A 20125-nucleotide genomic window follows, 5' to 3' on the forward strand; every position below is an offset into this window, starting at 1 on the left:
GTCGCATGGCTGACCGGCCTCTAACCGCCGGTGAAAAGGCGCTATGGCAAAAAGTCATCGAGACAGTTGAGCCACTGGATCAGGCGCGCGTCAGCCGGGTCAAATCCTTACCTGTCGCTAAAAAACTGCCCGAACGGCGTGGCCCGATAACGGCGGAAACATTTGGCGGCGCATCGACAAGGGCGATTCCGTTGCGCGATCAGGTGGCGGTTCCGGAAAAAGCGGGCCTTGATGGTCACTGGGACCGCCGCCTGAACAAGGGTGTGGTGCAACCGGATGTGACCATTGACCTGCATGGCTATACCTTGTCTTCGGCCCATGGCCGGCTGGATAGCGCGCTGGAATTAAGTATTGCGGCGGGCCACCGCGCAATATTGTTGATCACTGGCAAAGCGCGGACTGACGAAGAGCGGCGGCGAGAAGGTGGTCGTGGTGCTATTCGCGCAGCCATTTCCGACTGGTTGGCGGCGTCGCGCCATGCGTCGCATATAGCGGCAGTCCGGCGTGCTCATCCACGGCATGGCGGCGCAGGGGCGCTCTATATCATATTGCGGCGACGGCGATAATGTACGCAACGATGCTCCGCACTTCATGCGAAGCCTAGTATGGCTGCCACGCTCTGTAACCGTGGGCTCTGCATCACGTGCGGAGCACAAAATCGTTAGGCCAAAGCCCGTTTCACCACCAAAGCATATATGTTCGCCAGCTGATCCAGATCATCCACTGCGACAGCTTCATCCAATTTATGCATCGTGGCATTGCACAGCCCGAATTCTACTACCGGCACAATTTTCGACAGAAACCGCGCGTCAGACGTGCCACCGGTTGTCGATAATTCCGGTTCCACGCCGGTCACTTCGGTGATGGCTGCTGCAATCAACCCGGACAGTTCGCCCGGCGGTGTCAGAAAGGGTTCGCCCGAAATAATCGGATTGAGTTCGCCCCCATGGCGCTCGACTATCTCACGGACCAGGGCGCTCAGGCTATCGCCGCTATGCTGGTCATTAAACCGGATCGACAAGCGTCCTTCGGCCTTGGCGGGGATAACATTATGCGCAGGATTGCCAACACTGAGATCAGTAAATTCGATATTGCTTGGCTGAAACCAGTCGGTGCCTTCATCCAGTTTGATCGCGTCAATTTCGCTCAGGATTTTGCCGAGCTTGGTGATCGGGTTGTCGGCTAGATGAGGATAGGCGACGTGGCCTTGCATGCCGTTAACGGTGATCCACATATTGACCGATCCGCGCCGACCGATTTTCATCATATCGCCCAACCGGTTTACCGATGTGGGTTCGCCCACCAGACAAAGATCAGGCGTAATGCCACGTTCCGCCATCAAGTCCATCAGCGCAACCGTACCGAAACGTGCCGGGCCTTCTTCATCACCGGTTATAATCAGGCTGATGGTGCCGAGGTCGCTTGGTAGGCGGTGCAGGGCGTTGACAAAAGCGGCAATACTGCCCTTCATATCGACCGCGCCGCGTCCGTGGAGCAGATCGCCTTTGACTTCAGGAACGAACGGTTCGGTGGCCCAGCCTTCGCCCGGCGGCACCACATCAAGATGCCCGGCAAATGCAAAATGACGGGTACCTGGGGCACCCTTGCGGATCGCGAAGAGGTTTTCGACCGCTCCACCCAGACCCTCGTCCTCTGGCCGATCACCCGCAATAAACCGCGATACCTCAAAACCCAGCGGTTCCAGCATATCTTGCATTTCATCAAAAACACTGCCGGTTGCGGGTGTAATGCTTGGGCAGGCTATCAGGCGCTTCGCCAGTTCAAGGGCGCTATTGTCACTCATGTTAGCGCTCAGCCTTGTGCTGCTTCTGGGGTGTCAAAATGTTCGATCACCCAAGGTTCCTCTTCGGCAGCATCCATCCACTCCATCATCCAGTCATGGCCTAACATGGTGTCCATATAGGATGCCGCAAAACCGGGGACCTGAACACCGTAAGTCTGAAAACGTGACACTATCGGTGCATACATGATGTCGACAGCACCAAAAGTTCCGAATAGAAATGGTCCACCCCTGCCAAAGCGTGCCCGCGCCTGCGCCCATAGCTGCATGATGCGGGCGGCGTCCTGAAGCACTTCGGGACTGAACTTCAAACCCTCAAAGCGCTTGCGGGTATTCATGGGGCATTGTTTGCGCAGAGCCAAGAAACCGCTGTGCATTTCTGCGGCCATCGACCGGGCCATACCGCGCGCGGTTTCGTCCTTTGGCCAGAAGCGATCGCGATGGGTTTTGTCGGCGAGCCAGTCGATAATCGCCAGGCTATCCCAGATTACACTTTCGCCATCCCACAAAATAGGCACCTTGCCTCCAGATGGCGCAAAATTTTCGCTGGTTCGCATGTCATCCCAGTCTTCACCATAAAGCGGCACGGTGAGCTCTTCGAACGAGAGGCCGGATTGTTTGCAGGCGAGCCATCCACGCATGGACCAGCTGGAATAGGCTTTGTTTCCGATTATCAGTTTCATGTTGGTATATTAGCCGGTGGTTTCAGGCGAAGTCGAGTAACAAATGCAGACTATATTTGAACGGCCTCGAGCACCGCCATACGCAATTCATCAATGCCTTGCTTTTTCTCTGATGATGTAACGATCAGATCAGGATGTGCAGCGGGATGTTTTTTTGCTGCAGCAATGACTTTTTCTTTCGTTGCCTCCAGTTCATTGGCTTTGACCTTGTCGGCCTTGGTCATCACGATCCGGTAGCTGACCGCTGCCTTGTCGAGCATCTCCAGCACGTCTTCGTCAGTATTCTTGATGCCGTGGCGTGAATCAATCAGCACAAAGGTACGCTTGAGTACTTGCCTCCCACGCAGATAGTCGTTGATCAGATAACGCCATTTCTGGACCACTTTGGGCGGGGCTTTGGCAAAACCATAGCCAGGCATATCGCATATCCGGAAGATCAGCGGGTCACCGATATCGAAGAAATTGAGTTCCTGGGTTCGCCCCGGCGTATTGGATGTCCGCGCAAGCCCGTTGCGACCGGTCAGCGCATTGATCAGCGATGACTTGCCAACATTAGACCGACCCGCAAAGGCAATTTCGGGTACCGTCGGGTCCGGCAAAAACTGCAGTTGCGGTGCCGATTTCAGGAAAGAAATCGGCCCGGAAAAGATTTTCGGATGAAGAGGGGTCATGCGCCCGCTTTTTCTTCCGCGGCCTTCTTCGCCTTTTCCTCAGCATCTTTCGCCATTTGCTCTTTCAGCTGTGGATGGCGCGAATAGAGCCATTTTTGCTGCGCAATGGTGAGGATGTTGGACACAGTCCAGTAGAGTTGCAAGCCAGCGGCAAATGGCGCCATGATGAACACCAATATCCACGGCATCAGACCGAAAATCTGCTGCTGCATCGGATCCATTTGCTGCGGGTTCAGCTTGAACTGATAGTGCATGGTGATGCCCATCAGGATCGGCAATATGCCGACGGCGAGGAAACTTGGCGGATCAAACGGGATCAGGCCGAACAGGTTGACCGGCGTCAGCGGATCGGGCGCCGACAGATCCTTGATCCACAGCGTAAACGGCTGATGGCGCATTTCGATCGAGAGCATCAGCACTTTATAGAGCGCAAAGAAAATCGGAATTTGCAGGAAGATGGGCAAGCAGCCGGCGAGCGGATTGACCTTTTCATCCTTATACAGCTTCATGATTTCCTGCTGCTGCTTCTGCTTGTCTTCCTTATATTTTTCTTGGATCTTCTTCATTTTTGGTTGCACGGCGCGCATTTGGGCCATGGAGGCGAATTGTTTCTGTGCAATCGGGAACATGATCCCGCGCACGACAAAAGTCATCAATATGATCGCAACGCCAAAGTTACCGGAAAATTTGAATAGCCAGTCGAGCAGATAGAAAAGCGGCTTTTCAAACCAGTAGAACCAGCCCCAGTCCACCGCGCGGTCCAGCAGGGTGATATCATATTGCTCTTTATAGGTGTCGAGAAGCGCGGTTTCCTTGGCGCCGGCAAATAGTCGTGTTGTCGTGTTGAGTACTTTGCCCGGTGCAATCACCTGGGCATTTTCGCGGGCGATCTGAGCCTGGTAAACATCACCCTTACCTGCGCGAAATTTGGCTTCTACTTTCGCATTGCCGACAGGGATCAGTGCGCCGAGCCAATATTTGTCGGTAAAACCGATCCAGCCCTTGGTCGCATTTGCCGCGATGCCATTGGCACCTGCTTCATCGACATCTTCATAATCGGTATCAAAATTGGCGACGCCATCAAATACACCCATCGGGCCGATATGGATCGTCCAGCTATCCGCTTCGCCCGGCGGGACATTGTCGAGGTCGCGCACCCGGCTGATAATACCAAAGGGATTAAGCGCAATCGCGTTTTCGCCGCGATTGGTCACGCTTTGTTCGGCGGTGAGCAGATAATTTTCATCAATGGACAATGTGATCGCGAATGTTTGCCCGGCGTCATTTGCCCAGCTTAATGTGACTGGCGATTCCGGCGTCAATTTGCCCTTGTCGGCGTTCCACACGGTATTGTCATCCGGCAGTGCAACGCCGTCGCCAGCCCAGCCAAAGCGGCTGAAATAGGCGTTTTTTGTACCCGATGGCGAGAACAGGCGCACAGGTGGGCTGTCTTTGGCCAGCTCTGTCGTGTGATCGGTCAGCGTCAGGTCGTCAAACCGCGCGCCTTTTAGGTTAATCGAGCCTTTGAGGCGCGGTGTTTCGATCGCAACGCGGGGACTTTCTGCGAGGACGACCGGCAGCTTGCGGATCGTGCCGACTGCGGCATCCGCCCCAATGGTGGCCGAACCTGGTGTGGTTGAAACCGCCGGAGCAGAGCCATTTATCGGCTCAGCGGCTGCTTCCTCGGCCTGTTCCACAGCTTCATTCTTGTTCACCATATCCGGGAAAAATGTTTCCATCAGAACCGGCCAGCCAAACAGGATGATACCGGTTAGCAAGACCGCCATGATGATGTTACGCTTGTCGTCCACACTAATTCCTAAATTCTGGCTCAAAGATCGATTTTACACCAAGTAAGACTGGTGCCAATTGGGTTCAAGGAACCGGGTCATAACCAGAGCTCCCCCAAGGATGACAGCGCAATAGCCGTTTCGCGCCCAACCAGCCACCCCTAATTGCACCGTGTTTTTCGATGGCTTCAATCGCATAAGCCGAGCAGGTGGGGCTATAGCGGCAGGTCGGCGGTAAAATACGCGACGGGCCCCATTGCCAGCAGCGTACGAAGAAGATGAAAATAGCTTTCAACATGGATTTTTACAGCTTTTTCGCGAGATTTTTCAGCGCTTTTTCAAGATCTGATTTCATCGCGGCGAAATCCTGCTCTCCATCTTGTTTGCGGCCAATCATGATATGATCCGCACCCTTTATGCCGAATTGCGGCAGTAACTCAGCGAGCAAAGACCGAAAGCGGCGCTTCATTCGGTTGCGTGCCACCGCGTTGCCAATCTTCTTGGTCACTGTAATACCGTAGCGAATTGTTTCCGGTGCCGCTAAATGGCCCGCCGGACGTTGATATGCGAGCAAAACGAAGCTCGCGGTCACGAATCGCTTGCCGCGATTCGCCGCAAGGAAATCAGGGCGTTTGCGAATCACTTGGATATCGCGAACGGTTTCTTGATTGTCGATAAGTTGAGGCTGCGGCTTGATCACCGCATCACCCGGTTTCTGCCGGAGCAGATGCCTTAGGCAGAGAGTTTCTTGCGGCCACGGTTACGGCGGGCGGCCAGTACTTTGCGGCCTCCGACGGTCGCTTTGCGGGCGCGGAAACCATGGCGCCGTTTGCGGACCAGGCAGCTCGGTTGAAATGTGCGCTTCATCGCGTTTATCCTACGTATAAAATTTCGATAAAAAAGGCCGCTATAAGCTGCGGCCACCTTGTTGAGGCTGCGGATAAGTGTGCAGCCGCGGAAAGTCAAGCATTAGCCCGCTATGCCTCCAAAAAAAATAGGGGCAAAAAATTCAACTTTCCGACTTGGTTTTCACCTTGCCAAATATTGGCAACTCAAAATCGTCAGGCAGCGTCTTGTGCCGTTTGCGGCGCATGGCCCAATCGGTCCATTGGGCATATTTCGGAAAACGCCGCTTGAAATCAGCGTAGCGTTTCTTCGCCCAACGCGAATTTTGCAATACCAGCGCCAGTCCAAGCGGGAACATGATGATAAAGCCGGGCCCAGGAATGGCACCAACGATTGGGGACAGCAGCATAAGCGTGAAGCCAAGAATCGACAGCGCGAATCGCGTACCGGACGTGTATCGCAACCGTTTTTTCTTCAGCTTTTCGTCTATATCCACTTTCATACTTTCTATGTGATGCATGGCCACGCAACCTGCAAGTCGCGCGGTCGAATAAATCACGCTGCTTGTCGATTATCATTCTATTTTATGCATATAGCATGAATGGAAGACGAAACAGAATCGCCTCACCCGTAAATCTGAATGTGACTATTGCCTTTAGTGCAACAGCTGAAAGCGCGCCAGGTCTGTGCGGGAGAGCTTGAGCTGTTCAGCGAAAGGCACACTGTTTGTCAGCGCATAGAATGCCAGCGCCTTGTCTGCTGGAATTCCCATTTCGGCATAGTAGGTTAGATATTCGGCATGTACCGGATCAGTGGGTGGAAAATCATTCGCTTCTCGGCCGTCTTCATCAATCCAGCTATGGACGACAAATTCAGCACCCGGGTCTGCGGTTTTGCGGACTCCTGCAAGAAACAGCTCAACCGCTCCCGATCTTACCGAACCGCGCGAAGGGACATGTGTGCTGATACCGGCACGGCGGATTTGCCGAGCAAGGTTCAAATTGGCTTCTTCATCTATTGATCCGTTGCAATCGATCATCTCGATCCGCCTTATATCCGGATATTGCTGCAACATTTTTGCAAACAGGGCGGGAGAATGGCTGTCGACCGTGCCGGACATTTCGGCGGTATCGTCGGATATCACCCGAAAAGGGCCGAAAAGGGCTTGCGCGGATGTATAAGACCAATCGTCTTCTTCATGCGCGGGTTCGACGATGTCATATTCAAAGGTTTCGATCGTCTCTGTGACGGTATAGCTGGCATCTCCTGCCTGCGCAGGGCTGGCAGGTATCAAAAGTAGCGCGATTGCCGCAAAGACCATCACCCACAGTCCGGGTGTCTGTTCCTTGACCGGCTGATCAAATGCCGCTTTTGATATCATTCCACTTTCCATGAGCCGTTATTGCCAGACAGCGCTTGCTAAAATGTAGAAACGGTTGGTTTGCGGAAAATTAACCAAGAATTGCCCTGGTTGTCGGCCAAAGTACCGCGATCTTGACGGTTTCGGCCATGCGATTGTTCCTGCTCGACTCTGGCGATTCGCCTTGCCACTGTTCCCGGGGATGACAAGCAGATATGGCGGTATGATATGGTAGCACTGGTATCCACCGTCGCTTATCTTGGTCTCGAAGCAAGAGCGGTGGAGGTGCAGTGTCAGGTTGCGCCCGGCCTGCCCGCATTCAACGTCGTTGGATTGCCCGATAAAGCTGTAGCCGAAAGCCGGGAACGTGTTCGAGCGGCGATAGCTGCGCTGGGTCTGTCGCTGCCGCCCAAGCGGATCACGATCAACCTGTCACCCGCTGATTTGCCCAAAGAGGGGTCGCATTATGACCTGCCGATAGCGCTGGCTTTGCTTGGAGCTATGGGCATTATTGATGCCGAGACATTGGCAGCGTATGTGGTCGTCGGGGAGCTGGCTCTGGATGGCAGACTTGCCGCCACGCCGGGCGTCCTGCTCGCAGCACTCCATGCATCGGGCGCTCATCTGGGACTGATTTGTCCGGCTTCGCAGGGTCCGGAGGCGGCCTGGGCAGGCGACGTCGAGATATTGGCGCCACACGGCCTGCTTGCCTTGCTCAATCACTTCAAGGGTCAGGCGGTTCTCAGCCCGCCGCAGGCCGGCGCCGCACCAGAGCCTGATCATGGCCCGGATTTGAAAGATGTGAAGGGTCAGGAAACCGCCAAACGCGCCTTGGAGATTGCAGCAGCTGGCGGGCATAATCTGCTAATGAATGGGCCGCCGGGATCGGGCAAGTCGCTTCTCGCATCTTGCTTGCCGGGGATTCTACCGCCGCTCTCGCCAGCTGAAGCTCTGGAAGTCTCAATGGTTGCCAGTGTCGCGGGAACGCTGGAAGGCGGCCAAATGAGTCGCGCGCGTCCATTTCGCGCACCACATCACAGCGCATCGATGGCCGCATTGGTTGGCGGCGGCCTCAAGGTCCGTCCCGGAGAGGTCAGCTTGGCTCATCTGGGCGTCTTGTTTCTCGACGAGTTGCCGGAATTCCAGCGCGCGGTGCTCGATTCCCTACGTCAGCCCCTGGAAACCGGTGAAGTCAGCGTTGCGCGAGCCAACGCCCATGTCACTTTTCCGGCGCGGGTGCAGATGGTGGCGGCTATGAATCCCTGCCGTTGCGGGCATCTCGGGGATGCGGCGCTGGCCTGTTCGCGGGCGCCCAAATGTGCTTCAGACTATCAGGCAAAGGTGTCGGGACCTTTGCTGGACCGGATTGATCTGCATATTGAGGTGGAAGCACTTTCCGCGGCTGATCTGACCATGCCTCGGCCCACCGAAGGTTCCGATGTCGTGGCCGCCCGCGTGGCGCGCGCCAGAGACTTGCAAGCGCAACGCTATGCTGATCTTGATATTCGGACAAACACCGGGATTGATGGCAAAGCGCTTGAAAAATTTGCTACTCCGGATGAACCTGGACGGCGACTTCTGGCGCAAGCAGCTGAAACCATGCGCCTTTCTGCGCGCGGCTATACACGGGTTTTGAGGGTGTCGCGGACGATTGCCGATCTCGCAGGCGTGGCACAGATTGGCCGGGCCCATGTGGCCGAAGCTCTCAGCTATCGCCGTCAACCTCCGCGAAACTAGGTATCTGGAAGATCAGGTGACAATTGTTTGGAAGATTCCGATCAGCCGATCAGCGCGGCAATGTCTATTGGCCGGCCATTGCGACGCAGTTCCACCGTTACGTTGGGATCATCCTGGCCTGACCTTCCCACCGGAGCCCCTTGTACCACGCGGTCACCCACCTTGACGCTCGTCGTAGCTAGATTGGTGATAAGGCTTGTCCAGTTCGCGTCATGCTCAATGATCAGGATATTGCCATAGCCGCGATAGCGCCCTGAAAAGGCCACGCGGCCTGCGGCTGGTGCTACAATCTGCGCGCCGGGATCTACTGCGATCGTGAGGCCACGAGAGCGATATCCGCTATCCGATACTTCTCCAAGGCCGGTAACGATGTTGCCAATCACCGGAAGCCGATAAGCGCTCTCGACATTGTTGTTGCTAACCTCGGGCTTAATCGGGCGATCACCATTTTGGCTCGGGCGAAGCAATGGTCCATCAAGCTGAGCCAAAGATTGACGGACGACGCCGCTTTCGCGGATCTGGTCCATCAGGTCCAAAATGTCTCTCGCCTCTTCGCCCAAGGCCAAGGCGCGGTCCTGTTCGAGGCCGGCATCATTGGAAAATTGTTGCGCGTCGACCCGTTCGTTGGCTTCGAGGCTTGCGAGTTGCTTGCGCCGCAGAGCAAGGCGTTGCTGGCTTTCGTTCAGCGATGCAATCGCGCGCGCTGACTGGGCGCGCAGCTTTTCGCCTTGCTCCACTTCGCGGCGTAAACTCGCGGTACGTTCCTCGATTTCCGGGATGACCGCGGACATGATCGAGCGGATATAGATTAGCTCATCGAGCGACCGCGGTTCGACAAGCGCGACCGCGGTTGGCTTGCGTGTCATCATCTGTAAAGCGGCAGTGAGACGGACCACCGGCTGCTGTTTTTCTGCCAGACGCGCCCGCTGGGTTTCTTGCAGCTGTTCGACAATGGCGATCCGGGAGCGCGCAGCGCGATTATCGGCTTCCGCAGCCTGAATGCGAGCGGCCAGAGCCGCCGCTTCGATACTGATCCGCTCTTCTGCATTGGTCGCAGCCTCTGCCTGACGGCGCAGCGCATCACTGCGTTGGCGGGCTCTTTCCGATTGCTCGCGCGCAGTTACCAGCGCTTGCTGTTCTTCGCTGAGCGAAAGACTTCGTGTTTGCGCTGGCAGCGCGGCTGTAAAAACAGCGCCCAGCGCGGCTACGCCGAGTGGAAGAAAAAGCCAGCGAAGCATCTATTCAGCCCTCCCGATGATAGGGATGGTTGGCGATAATGGCTGTCGCGCGGAATAATTGCTCTGCGAGCATCGCTCTGGCCATCAGATGCGGCCAGGTAGCCTTGCCGAAAGAAAAGAAATGATCCGCGCTATTGCGTTCTTCTTCAGTCAAACCATCTGCTGCACCGATCAGGAAGCGTGCTTCACGCACGCCATTGTCGCGCCAACGATTCAATAACTCGGCAAAGGCTTTGCTGGTCCAGTTTTCGCCGGTTTCATCCAGTGCGATGATTTTCGTTTGATCACTGATTTTCGGTGCTTTGCCGCCTTGCTCAGGCAACTCGCTCAGTTTCATCTCCCAGTTGATTCGCTTCATATAGCGCTCGACCAACTCCTGTTCGGGGCTGCGGCCAATTTTTCCGCGTGCAACGATATGAAGTCTCATGGCCGATAAATCTGTCTGGGCTAGGCTTCCGCCGCCTCTGATTCCGAAGCATCTTCTTCGCCAACCGCCCACATGCGTTCCAGATTGTAGAAACTGCGGACTTCGGGGCGGAAGAGATGGATTATGACATCGCCTGCGTCGATCAGGACCCAGTCGGCATTGGCAAGACCTTCAATCCGGGCTTCTCCCCCGGCTTGCTTGACGCGCTCGGCCAGTTTTTGGGCCATTGATGCAACTTGTCGAGTCGAACGCCCTTCTGCGATGACCATATGGTCGGCAATATTGCTTTTTCCTTCGAGCGGAATCGAGACAATATCCTGCGCCTGATCATCGTCGAGAGATTTCATCACCAACGCATAAAGGGCATCTGATTCAGCTCTTCCTTCTTTGGAAGTGGCCGATTTCAGAGCTTTGCTTTTCGATTTCGTCAATTCAAATCCTATCAATCTGTCTGGCAAACCAAATTGCGTGTCACGGCGTCGCGAACGCAGCGATCAGCATATTGTTTGTGCCAATGGGGCCGAGCCATCCGGATCGCGGTGGCCGAGCGGGGGTCGGGACGATAGCGCAAAAATGTCAGCGCTGGCGTACTCCAATTAGTCCAGTTCCTACGCTGGCTCGCAGGCCGGACAGAGCGCCGGAGCCAAGCCATTGCGGGTGCCGCAAAAGCATCATCATCATAGCCGGGCCGCGCGATAACTGCAATCGGCAATAATCGCGCTATTTTCCGCCAGTCTTTCCACCGGTGGAATTGCGCCAGATTGTCCGCCCCCATGATCCAGACAAATTGCCGCTTCGGATAGCGCCGGACCAACGCCAAGAGAGTGTCATAAGTATAACGGGTGCCGAGGCTTTGTTCGATAGCAGTAGGCCGAATGGCGCTGCGCCGCGCCATTTTCTGGGCCGATGCCAGCCGTGCGCCCAGAGGCGCCATGTCCTTTGAGCCCTCTTTCAAGGGGTTCCCCGGCGACACCAGCCACCACAGCTCATCCAGCGCCAATTCCTCCATCGCGAACAGACTGATCGAGCGATGCGCACCATGGGCAGGGTTAAAGGAGCCACCTAGGAGGCCGGTGGTTTTCACGGACCATATCTCAAGGTCGTATCTGCCCTGTTCCGCGCACGACCCATTTGTAAGTCGTCAAACCTTCCAAGGCGACGGGACCGCGCGCATGCAGGCGGCCAGTGGAAATGCCAATTTCTGCGCCCAAGCCAAATTCACCGCCGTCGGCAAACTGGCTGGAGGCATTCCACATGACGATCGCACTGTCCGCATGCTGAATGAACCGGTTGGCCACTGCCTCGTCTTCTGTCACCACAACATCGGTATGATGGGAGCCATGATCGGCAATATGAGCCAGTGCCTCATCCACGCCGCCGACCATCCTTGCCGCCACGATCGGGGCAAGATATTCGGTATCCCAGTCTTCCGCTTCAGCCGATACCGTGCGCGGATCAAGCTCCATGATCGCATCATCCCCGCGTACTTCACAACCTGCATCGAGTAGAGCTCTCAAAAGAGGCCCAGGAGCCGGATAATCCTGATCGACCAGCAATGTTTCCATCGCTCCGCAAATTCCGGTGCGGCGCATTTTGGCGTTCACCGCAATGGCGATGGCTTTGTCCTGATCCGCTGCCTTTCCGATATAGGTATGGCAAATACCATCCAGATGCGCGAGCACGGGAACCCGTGCTTCTTCCTGCACCCGTGCCACTAGCGATTTGCCGCCGCGCGGAATGATGATGTCGATCAGGCCAGCGGCTTTCAGCATCGCCCCAACAGCGGCCCGGTCCGTCGTCTGGACTAGTTGTATTGCATGTTCCGGCAAGCCAGCCGCCGTAACCCCGGCAACCATCGCGGCATGAATTGCCCGGTTGCTTTCCATGGCCTCTGATCCCCCGCGCAAGATGACCGCATTGCCCGATCGCAATCCCAAGGCCGCGGCATCTGCCGTCACATTAGGGCGGCTTTCGTAGATTATACCGATGACGCCAAGCGGCACTCGCACGCGCTCCATAATGAGGCCGTTGGGCCGCTCATTCCGGTCGATTATTGCGCCAACCGGGTCTGGAAGCGCCGCCACTTGTTCAACCGCAGACGCTATGACGTCAAGCCGCTCTGCATCAATCATCAAACGGTCCAGCATGGCGTCGCTCAGACCATTTTCGCGCCCCTTTATCATGTCTTGCGCATTGGCAGCGAGTATCCCAGGCTGACTGTGGCGCAAAGCAGATGCTGCCGCTACCAAAGCCTCTGCTTTCTGGGCGCTTGTGATGCCAGACAGCGCGGCAAAGGCGCCGCGCGCGCGTTCACCCATATCGGTCATCAAGTCTTTGTAATCGCTCATGCGCTGCTGCTAGCATGACTGTTGACGTCATAGTAGGCAAAATTGAAGTCGAAAGGGTGCAAAAATTGCTCTTTGAGATTGTGATAAATCGCACAAACGAATCGAAAAAATCAGCTAATGTCGGTTAATTTTACATTAATTTTGCAACTCACCGCATACCTGTTTCGACTCGTCACGACTCGCATCCCCATGATTCGCGCCGTTAACAAGCCTCTGCTAGCGCGGCTTCGGGGATTAGTAAGAGTATACGGGTCATGCACAATCAAAAAACCAAGGAAGGGCTTTTCGCCCGATTGGATCATATGTTCACAGATCGCGAATTTTTTATGCGCGCCAATGGACAGGTTCGATTCCTTACGATTTCAGGACAGTTGCAAAAACGGGTTGCAATCACTGTTGCCGTGGTCATCAGTCTTTGGCTGATCATCACTCTGGCGATGACGGTCAATCAATTGACGGTAACCAGCGAACGGATGGCGTTGGCTGAAAAAGAGGCCGCTGTAAACAGCAGCCAAAGCCGGGTTGCAGCTTACAAAGAATCAATCGATGGCGTGGCGAGTGATCTCAGCCAGCGTCAAGATATACTCGACGATATGTTCAAGGAACATTTTGGCGATAATGCAGCAATAGCTAACGAAGCCGCGGATACCGACAAAAAACTGTCTGAAAATACTGACAAGATCAGCGCGGCCTTTCCGGAAGCGGCGTTTCTAGCGAAGGTGGAGGCCCGTCAGATCGCTTTTGCCCGCAAACTAACGCGCGCGGCGATGAAGCGCACGGCCGATGCAGAAGCTGCAATTCGCAGATTTGGGCTCAACCCTGCCACGCTTACCAAAGCGTCTGGCAATGCGGTTGGTGGCCCGCTCATCCCGTTTTTTGATGATGAAGACAAGCAATTGCACCCGACGCTGGAGCGTTTGAACAACGCGCTGGTGCGGATGGATCAACTGGAACGCACATTGTTGACCATTCCATCTGCCATGCCAGCGGACATTAACATGATGTCGAGTGGTTACGGTTATCGCCGTGATCCGTTTACCGGCGGCGGAGCGATGCACAGCGGTATCGATTTCAAAGGACCGCATGGACAGCCTATTTTGTCGGCGGCCCGCGGTACGATTACCCATGCTGGTTGGAAATCGGGTTATGGCAAAACCGTTGAAATCACCCATGGCAATGGCTTGATGACGCGCTATGCGCATCTTTCCAAAATTCATGTGACCACTGGTCAAAAAGTGAAACAAGGATTACAAGTTGGGGCAATGGGAAGCACCGGCCGTTCAACCGGCACGCATCTTCATTTCGAAGTACGGCTGAACGGCAAAGCAGTGAACCCAAGACCATTTCTGGAGGCGAATACAGATGTTCTCAAAATCCAAGCCGTCGCAAGACAGCGAACAAGCGCACCAACGAAGCGTACCGAAAAGTCAGGCTCCAGCCGTGGCTAGAAGCAGCGCAAGCAACGGATCGAGCTTCTCCATCATCGGAGACGGCATTACAATAACCGGCAACATCGATGCCAAAGTTGATCTGCATATCGACGGCGAAGTGATTGGTGACATCAGATGCCTGTCGCTAGTTCAAGGGCCATCGAGCAAGATTCAGGGTGCGATCATTGCGCAAAATGCCAGCTTGTCGGGAGCGGTAGAAGGCTCCATCGAAGCCGGCGATCTGGTTATCAGTTCCAGCGCCCGCATTGGCGGTGATGTATCTTATGAAAATGTCACTATTGAACAAGGCGGCCATGTCGATGGCAAGTTCAAGCATAAGAGTGCGAAATCCCCGAATCTGGCAAAGACCACTGTCGATATGGCGAAAAAAGCACCATCATTGGAACTGACAGCGGACGATAGAGCGGCCTAAACACCGTTTTTCCGGCAAAGTTGACACAGTTTTTTTTGGCCTTTGCAGGCCCGATGGGTTGCGTCATCACTGCTGCTTACAAATCCTGTTCACAGTTCCAAAGTTCACACAATTCACACCTGTTTTTGTCAAGCTTTCCTTGTCTTTAGCCACTGTGCTTTCGACCCGTGGTTGATATGGTTTGATATTCAAAACTGAGAAAGAGCCGGACTGAGAATATTACAATTCAGGTGATGTAGGAAAGCGCCTGATCGTCATAGTTGGTTAAGGTGCTTGGCATTATCCCTGTTTAACGCCTATATTCGCGTGATATTGAGATTCACAGGACTCCAAATATGAAAAAGCCCCTTCTGCAAGCCACCGCTCTGGTATTGACCGTCGCGCTGTTGCCCGCGACCACCTCTGCCATTTCTGCCGTTGACGCGAATACCTATCGCGAGATGGAACAGTTTATGAGCGTGTTTGACCGGGTGCGCACCGATTATGTTGATCAAGTGGATGACGCAGACCTGATCAAGGGTGCGATAAATGGCATGCTAGGCAGCCTTGACCCGCATAGCAGTTTTCTCGATGCCCGTGATTTTGAAAATCTGCGGACGCAGACGGATGGAAATTATGGCGGCCTTGGCTTGTCGGTAACGATGGAAGACGGCGCGGTAAAAGTGATTGCGCCGTTTAAGGACACACCTGCGGACAAGGCCGGCGTCAAAGCCGGCGATTATATCACCCATATCAACGGCGCACTGATCTATGGCGGTTCGCTGGATGAAGCGGTCGAAGAAATGCGCGGCAAGCCGGGCTCACCGATCAAATTGACGATTGTACGGCCAGGCCGGGACAAGCCTTTTGACGTATCGATGAACCGTGCAATCATTGATCTGAAGCCCGTGACCTGGGAAATCAAAGACAAGATTGGCGTGATCAGCATTAACAGTTTCTCGAATGATACCGGTGCCGATGTACGGGCGGCGATTTCCAGTATCGATAAATCGCTCGGCAGAAAGCCACTCGGCTATATTCTGGATATGCGCTCCAATCCGGGTGGTTTGCTGGACGAGGCGGTCAATGTCTCTGATGTATTTCTGTCACGCGGCGAAATCGTATCGCAGCGCGGTCGTTCGAAATCCGATATTGAGCGCTATTTCGCGAAAAGCGGCGATGCGGCCAACGGCCTGCCGGTCATTGTCTTGATTGATGCCGGCTCTGCGTCGGCTTCTGAAATCGTTGCAGGCGCTTTGCAGGACCATCATCGCGGGCTGGTGATGGGTGAGCGCAGCTTTGGCAAGGGATCGGTGCAGACATTGTTGCCGCTCTCCAATACCTCGGCCCTGCGCCTGACCACCGCGCGTTATTATACCCCGTCCGGCAAATCTGTGCAGGAAGGCGGCATTGAGCCGGATATCATTGTGCCGCAATTGTCTGACCCTGATTACAAGACCCGTCCGCGGTTTCGTGAATCCGATTTGCGCAAACATCTCATCAACGAAGTGAAGTTGGAAGATGATGTTCTGGAAGAAGATACCAAGGACGATCCGCGTTTCGCGAAGACTGCAGAAGAGCTCGAAAAAGAAGGCATTGAGGATTTTCAGTTGCATTACGCCCTGCAGACCATCGGGCGATTGGGGCCAGAGGGGCTGAAAGTCGCAATGAACAAGGCGTCGACAAAAAAGTCAGTGAAAGCGGCAACCGCTAAAAACTAGGAATCAGGATATGATCCTTTCCCGTGCAGCCTTGTGGCTGTCTCTGATCATTCCGGGGGCTTTGCTCGGCGGGGCCTTGATCAGCCAATATGTCTTTGGCCTTTATCCCTGCGAAATGTGCATGTGGCAGCGCTGGCCCCATTGGGCTGCGTTTTTCCTGGGACTGGGCGCCATCATACTACGCAATAACAAATGGTCCGGCGTTCTGATCGTGATCGCTGCGCTCGCCATAGCTACCAGCGGAATGATCGGCGGTTTCCATGCCGGTGTGGAATATGGCTGGTGGGAGGGAATCACATCCTGTGCGACCAACTTGCCGGCGGGCGGGGACATGCTCGACTCCATAATGAACGCACCGCTGGTGCGCTGTGATGTCGCGCCTTGGACGCTCTTTGGCATATCACTGGCCGGCTATAATTTTCTCTTGTCTGTGGGCGGCGCCATGCTCATCTTGATATTGATGGCAAAGGGTCGAAAGGACTTGCAGCATGGCTGATACACTGGGCAAAGCCAAAGCAGATATCGCATCGATGATCCGGGTCAACCAGGCCGGTGAATATGGCGCAGCGCAAATCTACAAGGGGCAACTCGCCGTGATGGGTGATGATGCGCCTGACAGCAGTGCGATCCACCATATGGCGGAGCAGGAGCAACGCCACCTCGACGCATTTGATCGCATGATTGTTGAGCGCAACGTGAGACCTACTCTGCTGCAACCGTTCTGGAAAGCGGCGGGCTATGCTCTGGGGGCTGGAACCGCAATCATGGGGCCGCGCGCTGCCATGGCCTGTACCGCTGCTGTGGAAACCGAAATTGACCTGCATTATCAGGAGCAGATGGAACAGCTGGAATCGCAAGATGACCCTGAACTGCTCAGTAAGATTGCGGAGTTTCGCGAAGAGGAACTGGAGCATAAACAGACTGCGATTGAGGCTGGCGCAGAAGAAACCCCGGGCTATCCGGTCCTGAGTGCTGCGATCCGGCTGGGTTGCAAAGTCGCGATAGGGCTTTCCAAGCGGATCTGATTGGCCAGGCGGAATTGATTGGCCAAACCATATCGGTCGGATTATTACCCTTCAGCGCGGGTTCATTCAGTCGGTGGCAAAGGATTATCATGATTAAAGCAGCTCTTCTTTCCGCTCCATTACTGCTAACAGGCGGTATCTTGGCAACACCCGCAATGGCTCAGGACGAGGCTGGAGACCGGGTTAACCAGTTGGTTATCTATGGTGACGATCCCTGCCCTCAGAGTACGGATGGCGAAATTGTTGTCTGCGCGCGCAAAGACGAATCGGAACGATACCGGATTCCCGAAACGTTGCGCGCGGATCCCAATGATCCGAAAAATGACGCCTGGGCAGAACGTGTCCGCTCTTATGAATATGTAGGAAAAGACGGTACGCAAAGCTGCTCACCTACGGGTGCTGGCGGTTTTACCGGCTGCACGCAGAAATTGCTGACACAGGCTTATGCCGAAAAAGGGCAGGATGACACCGTCAACTGGGGCCGGTTGATCGAGGAAGAGCGTCAGAAACGACTGGCGCGCATTGATGGAGAGGCCGAAGCAGTGGAAGAGCGCCTCCGCGAAATTGAAGCGCAGCGCGAAGCCCGCGAAGCGGGCGCGGCCGAGGCGCGCGCACGGTTAGAAGCGCAAGATGCCGAGGCTTTGGAAGCGTCAAATGTCGAGAGTCGGGCCGGCAATGATCTTGCCGTTCCTCCGGTGGCTGATGACACGCCGCCGCCGGTTCCTGCGGATGATGAATAAACTATAGTAGTCCGCACCTGATGCGGAGCCCGGTAGGCCTAGTTTTTCTTCCCTTCAATCCAGCGGTTCACCTGTGCCTCGAGCATATCGAGCGGCACCGCTCCTTGTCCCAGCACCACATCATGAAATTCGCGTAGATCAAAGTTCGCGCCAAGTTCTTCCGTCGCCTTGGTGCGCAATTCGCGAATTTTCAGCTCACCCATTTTATAGGCCAGCGCCTGTCCGGGCCAGCTGATATAGCGGTTCACCTCCGCCTCGATATTGGCGGGGCTGAGCGCGGTGTTGTCGGTCATGAAATCAATCGCGCGCTGCTTGCTCCAACCTTTGCTATGGATGCCGGTGTCGACCACCAGCCGTGTGGCGCGCCACATTTCATAGGAAAGGCGACCCATATCCTTGGCGGGCGTATCATAGAGCCCCATTTCAATGCCCAGCCGCTCGGAATAGAGGCCCCAGCCTTCGACGAAGGCAGTGAAAAAGGCGCCATGTTTGCGGAAGTCCGGCATGTCGAGTTCCTGCTGCAAGGCGATCTGCATATGGTGGCCGGGCACTGCTTCATGAACACTGAGAGCAGGGATTTCCCAGAAGGGTCGCTGATCCAGCTTCGACGTGTTGACATAATAGAAGCCGGCAATGCCGACATCGGGCGATCCCGGATTATAATAAGCGGTGGTCGTGCCTTCTGCGGTTTCGGCCGGGATTTCCTTGATCCCATAAGGCAGCCGCGCCAGCTTGCCGATGATTGACGGCATTTTGCCATCAATCAACTTGGTCACCCGCGCGACTTTTTCCATCAGCTCTTCGGGCGTCTTGGCATAATATTTCGGGTTGGTGCGGAGATCTTCGATAAACGCTTCGCGGGTTTCAAATCCGGCTTTTTTCGAGACTTCGACCATCTCGGCGCGGATGCGGGCGACTTCGGACAGGCCGATATTGTGAATCTCGTCGGCCGTCTTTTCGGTCGTTGTCATCTGGCGAATGCGGAAATCATAATATTTGTCGCCACCCGGTTGAGCCGACACGCCAGGTTCTTTGGCGCAATTGGGCGCATATTGGCCGGTATACCAGTCCAGATGCTCTTTCAGTGCTGGCATAACAGTCTGGGCAATAGCCTCGGCAGCGTCAGCGGCAAGGCCGTCGAAAGTCGCCTGGTCAATCCCGTCCGGTTTTGTCCGTTTAAACGGCTCGAAAAAGCGCGATTCCTTCGGATTCTCTTTGATCAGTCCGGATATGCTGGTCTCATAGCCGACCATCGAGACGCAGGGCTGGACATAGCCGCCCTTGAGTGCCTGATTGGCAACCGCGATCGACTGGCCATGTACAATATCATATTTTTTCAGACGGTTGATATAGACTTGGTAATCCGCTGCTGTGCGAAAGGGCAGGTTGTTTTGCATGCTGGCAAAGCTCTGATGCCAGCCGCTGCGGTTGGTGAAATTGATCGCGCGCTGACCATAGGTGCTCGCTTCAATCTGTTCCGCCAGGCTGCGGCGCAGGATGCCGTAATTGGTTTTGTCGTCCTCTGACAGGCTGTTCTGGTCAATCTTGTCGAGCTGGACCAGCCAGGTTTTGGCTTTTTCGACCCGCTTGTCTTCCGCTTCAAGGCTTTGATCAGTAACCCCGCCATCGGGGTCATCGACGCCGAGCGAAGAAGCAAATTCGGGATATTGTTTCAGGCTATAGGCCCAGTAATCGTCGATGATCTGATGGAGCGCGGCAGACTTTTGCGGGGTATTTTGTTCCGCGACATCGGAAGTGTTGCTTTGCGCCACGGCGGGAAGGCTTAACGCCAGTGCCGATATGGAAACCAATAGTTTAAAATGCGCACGGATCATGCCGAACTCCCCTGAAAATATCATTGGTTACTATCGTGGTTATTCGGTGCCTTCTGTCAAG

At 55.0% G+C, this 20125-nt stretch carries 23 protein-coding genes; 8 read left to right on the top strand and 15 right to left on the bottom strand.

Going from position 1 to position 20125, the window contains the following annotated elements; all coding sequences use genetic code 11:
- Nucleotides 1-5 precede the first annotated feature (5 nt).
- Entirely contained in the window at nucleotides 6-566 is a 561-nt protein-coding gene (locus tag ACO6S1_RS05700; protein WP_422345354.1) for a Smr/MutS family protein, read from the top strand.
- A 95-nt stretch (nucleotides 567-661) separates the two neighbouring features.
- Here ACO6S1_RS05700 and dapE read toward each other — a convergent pair whose 3' ends face one another.
- The 9 genes from dapE to ACO6S1_RS05745 form a co-directional block, all read right to left on the bottom strand.
- A complete protein-coding gene (dapE, locus tag ACO6S1_RS05705; protein WP_422345355.1) occupies nucleotides 662-1804 on the bottom strand; it encodes a succinyl-diaminopimelate desuccinylase in 1143 nt (380 codons plus the stop codon).
- Between the two features lie 8 nt (nucleotides 1805-1812).
- A complete protein-coding gene (locus tag ACO6S1_RS05710) occupies nucleotides 1813-2484 on the bottom strand; it encodes a glutathione S-transferase family protein (RefSeq protein ID WP_422345356.1) in 672 nt (223 codons plus the stop codon).
- A 50-nt stretch (nucleotides 2485-2534) separates the two neighbouring features.
- Nucleotides 2535-3155 carry a ribosome biogenesis GTP-binding protein YihA/YsxC gene (gene yihA, locus ACO6S1_RS05715; RefSeq protein ID WP_422345357.1) on the bottom strand — a complete coding sequence of 207 codons (621 nt, stop codon included), beginning with the start codon at nucleotides 3153-3155 and terminating at the stop codon, nucleotides 2535-2537.
- Entirely contained in the window at nucleotides 3152-4966 is a 1815-nt protein-coding gene (yidC, locus tag ACO6S1_RS05720) for a membrane protein insertase YidC (protein ID WP_422345358.1), read from the bottom strand. Before yidC ends, yihA begins: the two co-directional genes overlap by 4 nt.
- A gap of 64 nt (nucleotides 4967-5030) precedes the next feature.
- Nucleotides 5031-5243 carry a membrane protein insertion efficiency factor YidD gene (yidD, locus tag ACO6S1_RS05725; RefSeq protein WP_422345359.1) on the bottom strand — a complete coding sequence of 71 codons (213 nt, stop codon included), beginning with the start codon at nucleotides 5241-5243 and terminating at the stop codon, nucleotides 5031-5033.
- A 6-nt stretch (nucleotides 5244-5249) separates the two neighbouring features.
- Nucleotides 5250-5645, bottom strand: a complete 396-nt coding sequence (rnpA, locus tag ACO6S1_RS05730) for a ribonuclease P protein component (protein ID WP_422345360.1) — start codon at nucleotides 5643-5645, stop codon at nucleotides 5250-5252.
- Between the two features lie 32 nt (nucleotides 5646-5677).
- On the bottom strand, nucleotides 5678-5812 hold the full coding sequence (gene rpmH / locus ACO6S1_RS05735; protein ID WP_422345361.1) for a 50S ribosomal protein L34: 135 nt from the start codon (nucleotides 5810-5812) through the stop codon (nucleotides 5678-5680).
- Nucleotides 5813-5954: 142 nt separating this feature from the next.
- Entirely contained in the window at nucleotides 5955-6293 is a 339-nt protein-coding gene (locus ACO6S1_RS05740) for a hypothetical protein (RefSeq protein ID WP_422345362.1), read from the bottom strand.
- A gap of 153 nt (nucleotides 6294-6446) precedes the next feature.
- A complete protein-coding gene (locus ACO6S1_RS05745) occupies nucleotides 6447-7172 on the bottom strand; it encodes a hypothetical protein (protein ID WP_422345363.1) in 726 nt (241 codons plus the stop codon).
- 207 nt (nucleotides 7173-7379) lie between these two features.
- Here ACO6S1_RS05745 and ACO6S1_RS05750 point away from each other — a divergent pair, with 207 nt between their 5' ends.
- A complete protein-coding gene (locus ACO6S1_RS05750) occupies nucleotides 7380-8888 on the top strand; it encodes a YifB family Mg chelatase-like AAA ATPase (RefSeq protein WP_422345364.1) in 1509 nt (502 codons plus the stop codon).
- Nucleotides 8889-8929: 41 nt separating this feature from the next.
- On the opposite strand, the gene ACO6S1_RS05755 is transcribed toward ACO6S1_RS05750, so the two are convergent.
- The 5 genes from ACO6S1_RS05755 to ACO6S1_RS05775 form a co-directional block, all read right to left on the bottom strand.
- On the bottom strand, nucleotides 8930-10126 hold the full coding sequence (locus ACO6S1_RS05755) for a murein hydrolase activator EnvC family protein (protein ID WP_422345365.1): 1197 nt from the start codon (nucleotides 10124-10126) through the stop codon (nucleotides 8930-8932).
- Nucleotides 10127-10130: 4 nt separating this feature from the next.
- Complete coding sequence (locus tag ACO6S1_RS05760) at nucleotides 10131-10553, bottom strand: 23S rRNA (pseudouridine(1915)-N(3))-methyltransferase RlmH (RefSeq protein ID WP_422345366.1); 423 nt, start codon at nucleotides 10551-10553, stop codon at nucleotides 10131-10133.
- Between the two features lie 20 nt (nucleotides 10554-10573).
- On the bottom strand, nucleotides 10574-10900 hold the full coding sequence (gene rsfS, locus ACO6S1_RS05765) for a ribosome silencing factor (RefSeq protein WP_422346148.1): 327 nt from the start codon (nucleotides 10898-10900) through the stop codon (nucleotides 10574-10576).
- Between the two features lie 95 nt (nucleotides 10901-10995).
- A complete protein-coding gene (locus ACO6S1_RS05770) occupies nucleotides 10996-11637 on the bottom strand; it encodes a nicotinate-nucleotide adenylyltransferase (RefSeq protein WP_422345367.1) in 642 nt (213 codons plus the stop codon).
- A 10-nt stretch (nucleotides 11638-11647) separates the two neighbouring features.
- On the bottom strand, nucleotides 11648-12901 hold the full coding sequence (locus tag ACO6S1_RS05775) for a glutamate-5-semialdehyde dehydrogenase (protein WP_422345368.1): 1254 nt from the start codon (nucleotides 12899-12901) through the stop codon (nucleotides 11648-11650).
- 254 nt (nucleotides 12902-13155) lie between these two features.
- Here ACO6S1_RS05775 and ACO6S1_RS05780 point away from each other — a divergent pair, with 254 nt between their 5' ends.
- The 6 genes from ACO6S1_RS05780 to ACO6S1_RS05805 all read left to right on the top strand — a co-directional run bounded on the left by ACO6S1_RS05780 (nucleotide 13156) and on the right by ACO6S1_RS05805 (nucleotide 18229).
- On the top strand, nucleotides 13156-14349 hold the full coding sequence (locus ACO6S1_RS05780) for a M23 family metallopeptidase (protein WP_422345369.1): 1194 nt from the start codon (nucleotides 13156-13158) through the stop codon (nucleotides 14347-14349).
- Complete coding sequence (locus ACO6S1_RS05785; protein WP_422345370.1) at nucleotides 14342-14764, top strand: bactofilin family protein; 423 nt, start codon at nucleotides 14342-14344, stop codon at nucleotides 14762-14764. Before ACO6S1_RS05780 ends, ACO6S1_RS05785 begins: the two co-directional genes overlap by 8 nt.
- Nucleotides 14765-15099: 335 nt before the next feature.
- Nucleotides 15100-16464 (top strand): S41 family peptidase, encoded by a 1365-nt coding sequence (locus tag ACO6S1_RS05790; protein ID WP_422345371.1) that lies wholly within the window; start codon nucleotides 15100-15102, stop codon nucleotides 16462-16464.
- A gap of 10 nt (nucleotides 16465-16474) precedes the next feature.
- Nucleotides 16475-16960, top strand: a complete 486-nt coding sequence (locus ACO6S1_RS05795) for a disulfide bond formation protein B (RefSeq protein ID WP_422345372.1) — start codon at nucleotides 16475-16477, stop codon at nucleotides 16958-16960.
- Nucleotides 16953-17489: a demethoxyubiquinone hydroxylase family protein gene (locus ACO6S1_RS05800; protein WP_422345373.1), complete on the top strand. Its 537-nt coding sequence runs from the start codon at nucleotides 16953-16955 to the stop codon at nucleotides 17487-17489. The genes ACO6S1_RS05795 and ACO6S1_RS05800 overlap by 8 nt, the downstream gene beginning before the upstream one ends.
- 89 nt (nucleotides 17490-17578) lie before the next feature.
- Nucleotides 17579-18229: a hypothetical protein gene (locus ACO6S1_RS05805; protein ID WP_422345374.1), complete on the top strand. Its 651-nt coding sequence runs from the start codon at nucleotides 17579-17581 to the stop codon at nucleotides 18227-18229.
- A 38-nt stretch (nucleotides 18230-18267) separates the two neighbouring features.
- Here the strand turns inward: ACO6S1_RS05805 and ACO6S1_RS05810 are convergent, their stop codons facing one another.
- Nucleotides 18268-20064 (bottom strand): DUF885 domain-containing protein, encoded by a 1797-nt coding sequence (locus ACO6S1_RS05810; RefSeq protein WP_422345375.1) that lies wholly within the window; start codon nucleotides 20062-20064, stop codon nucleotides 18268-18270.
- Nucleotides 20065-20125: the final 61 nt, after the last annotated feature.

The sequence above is a fragment of the Parasphingorhabdus sp. genome, from assembly GCF_965233695.1.
Taxonomy (GTDB): Bacteria; Pseudomonadota; Alphaproteobacteria; order Sphingomonadales; family Sphingomonadaceae; genus Parasphingorhabdus.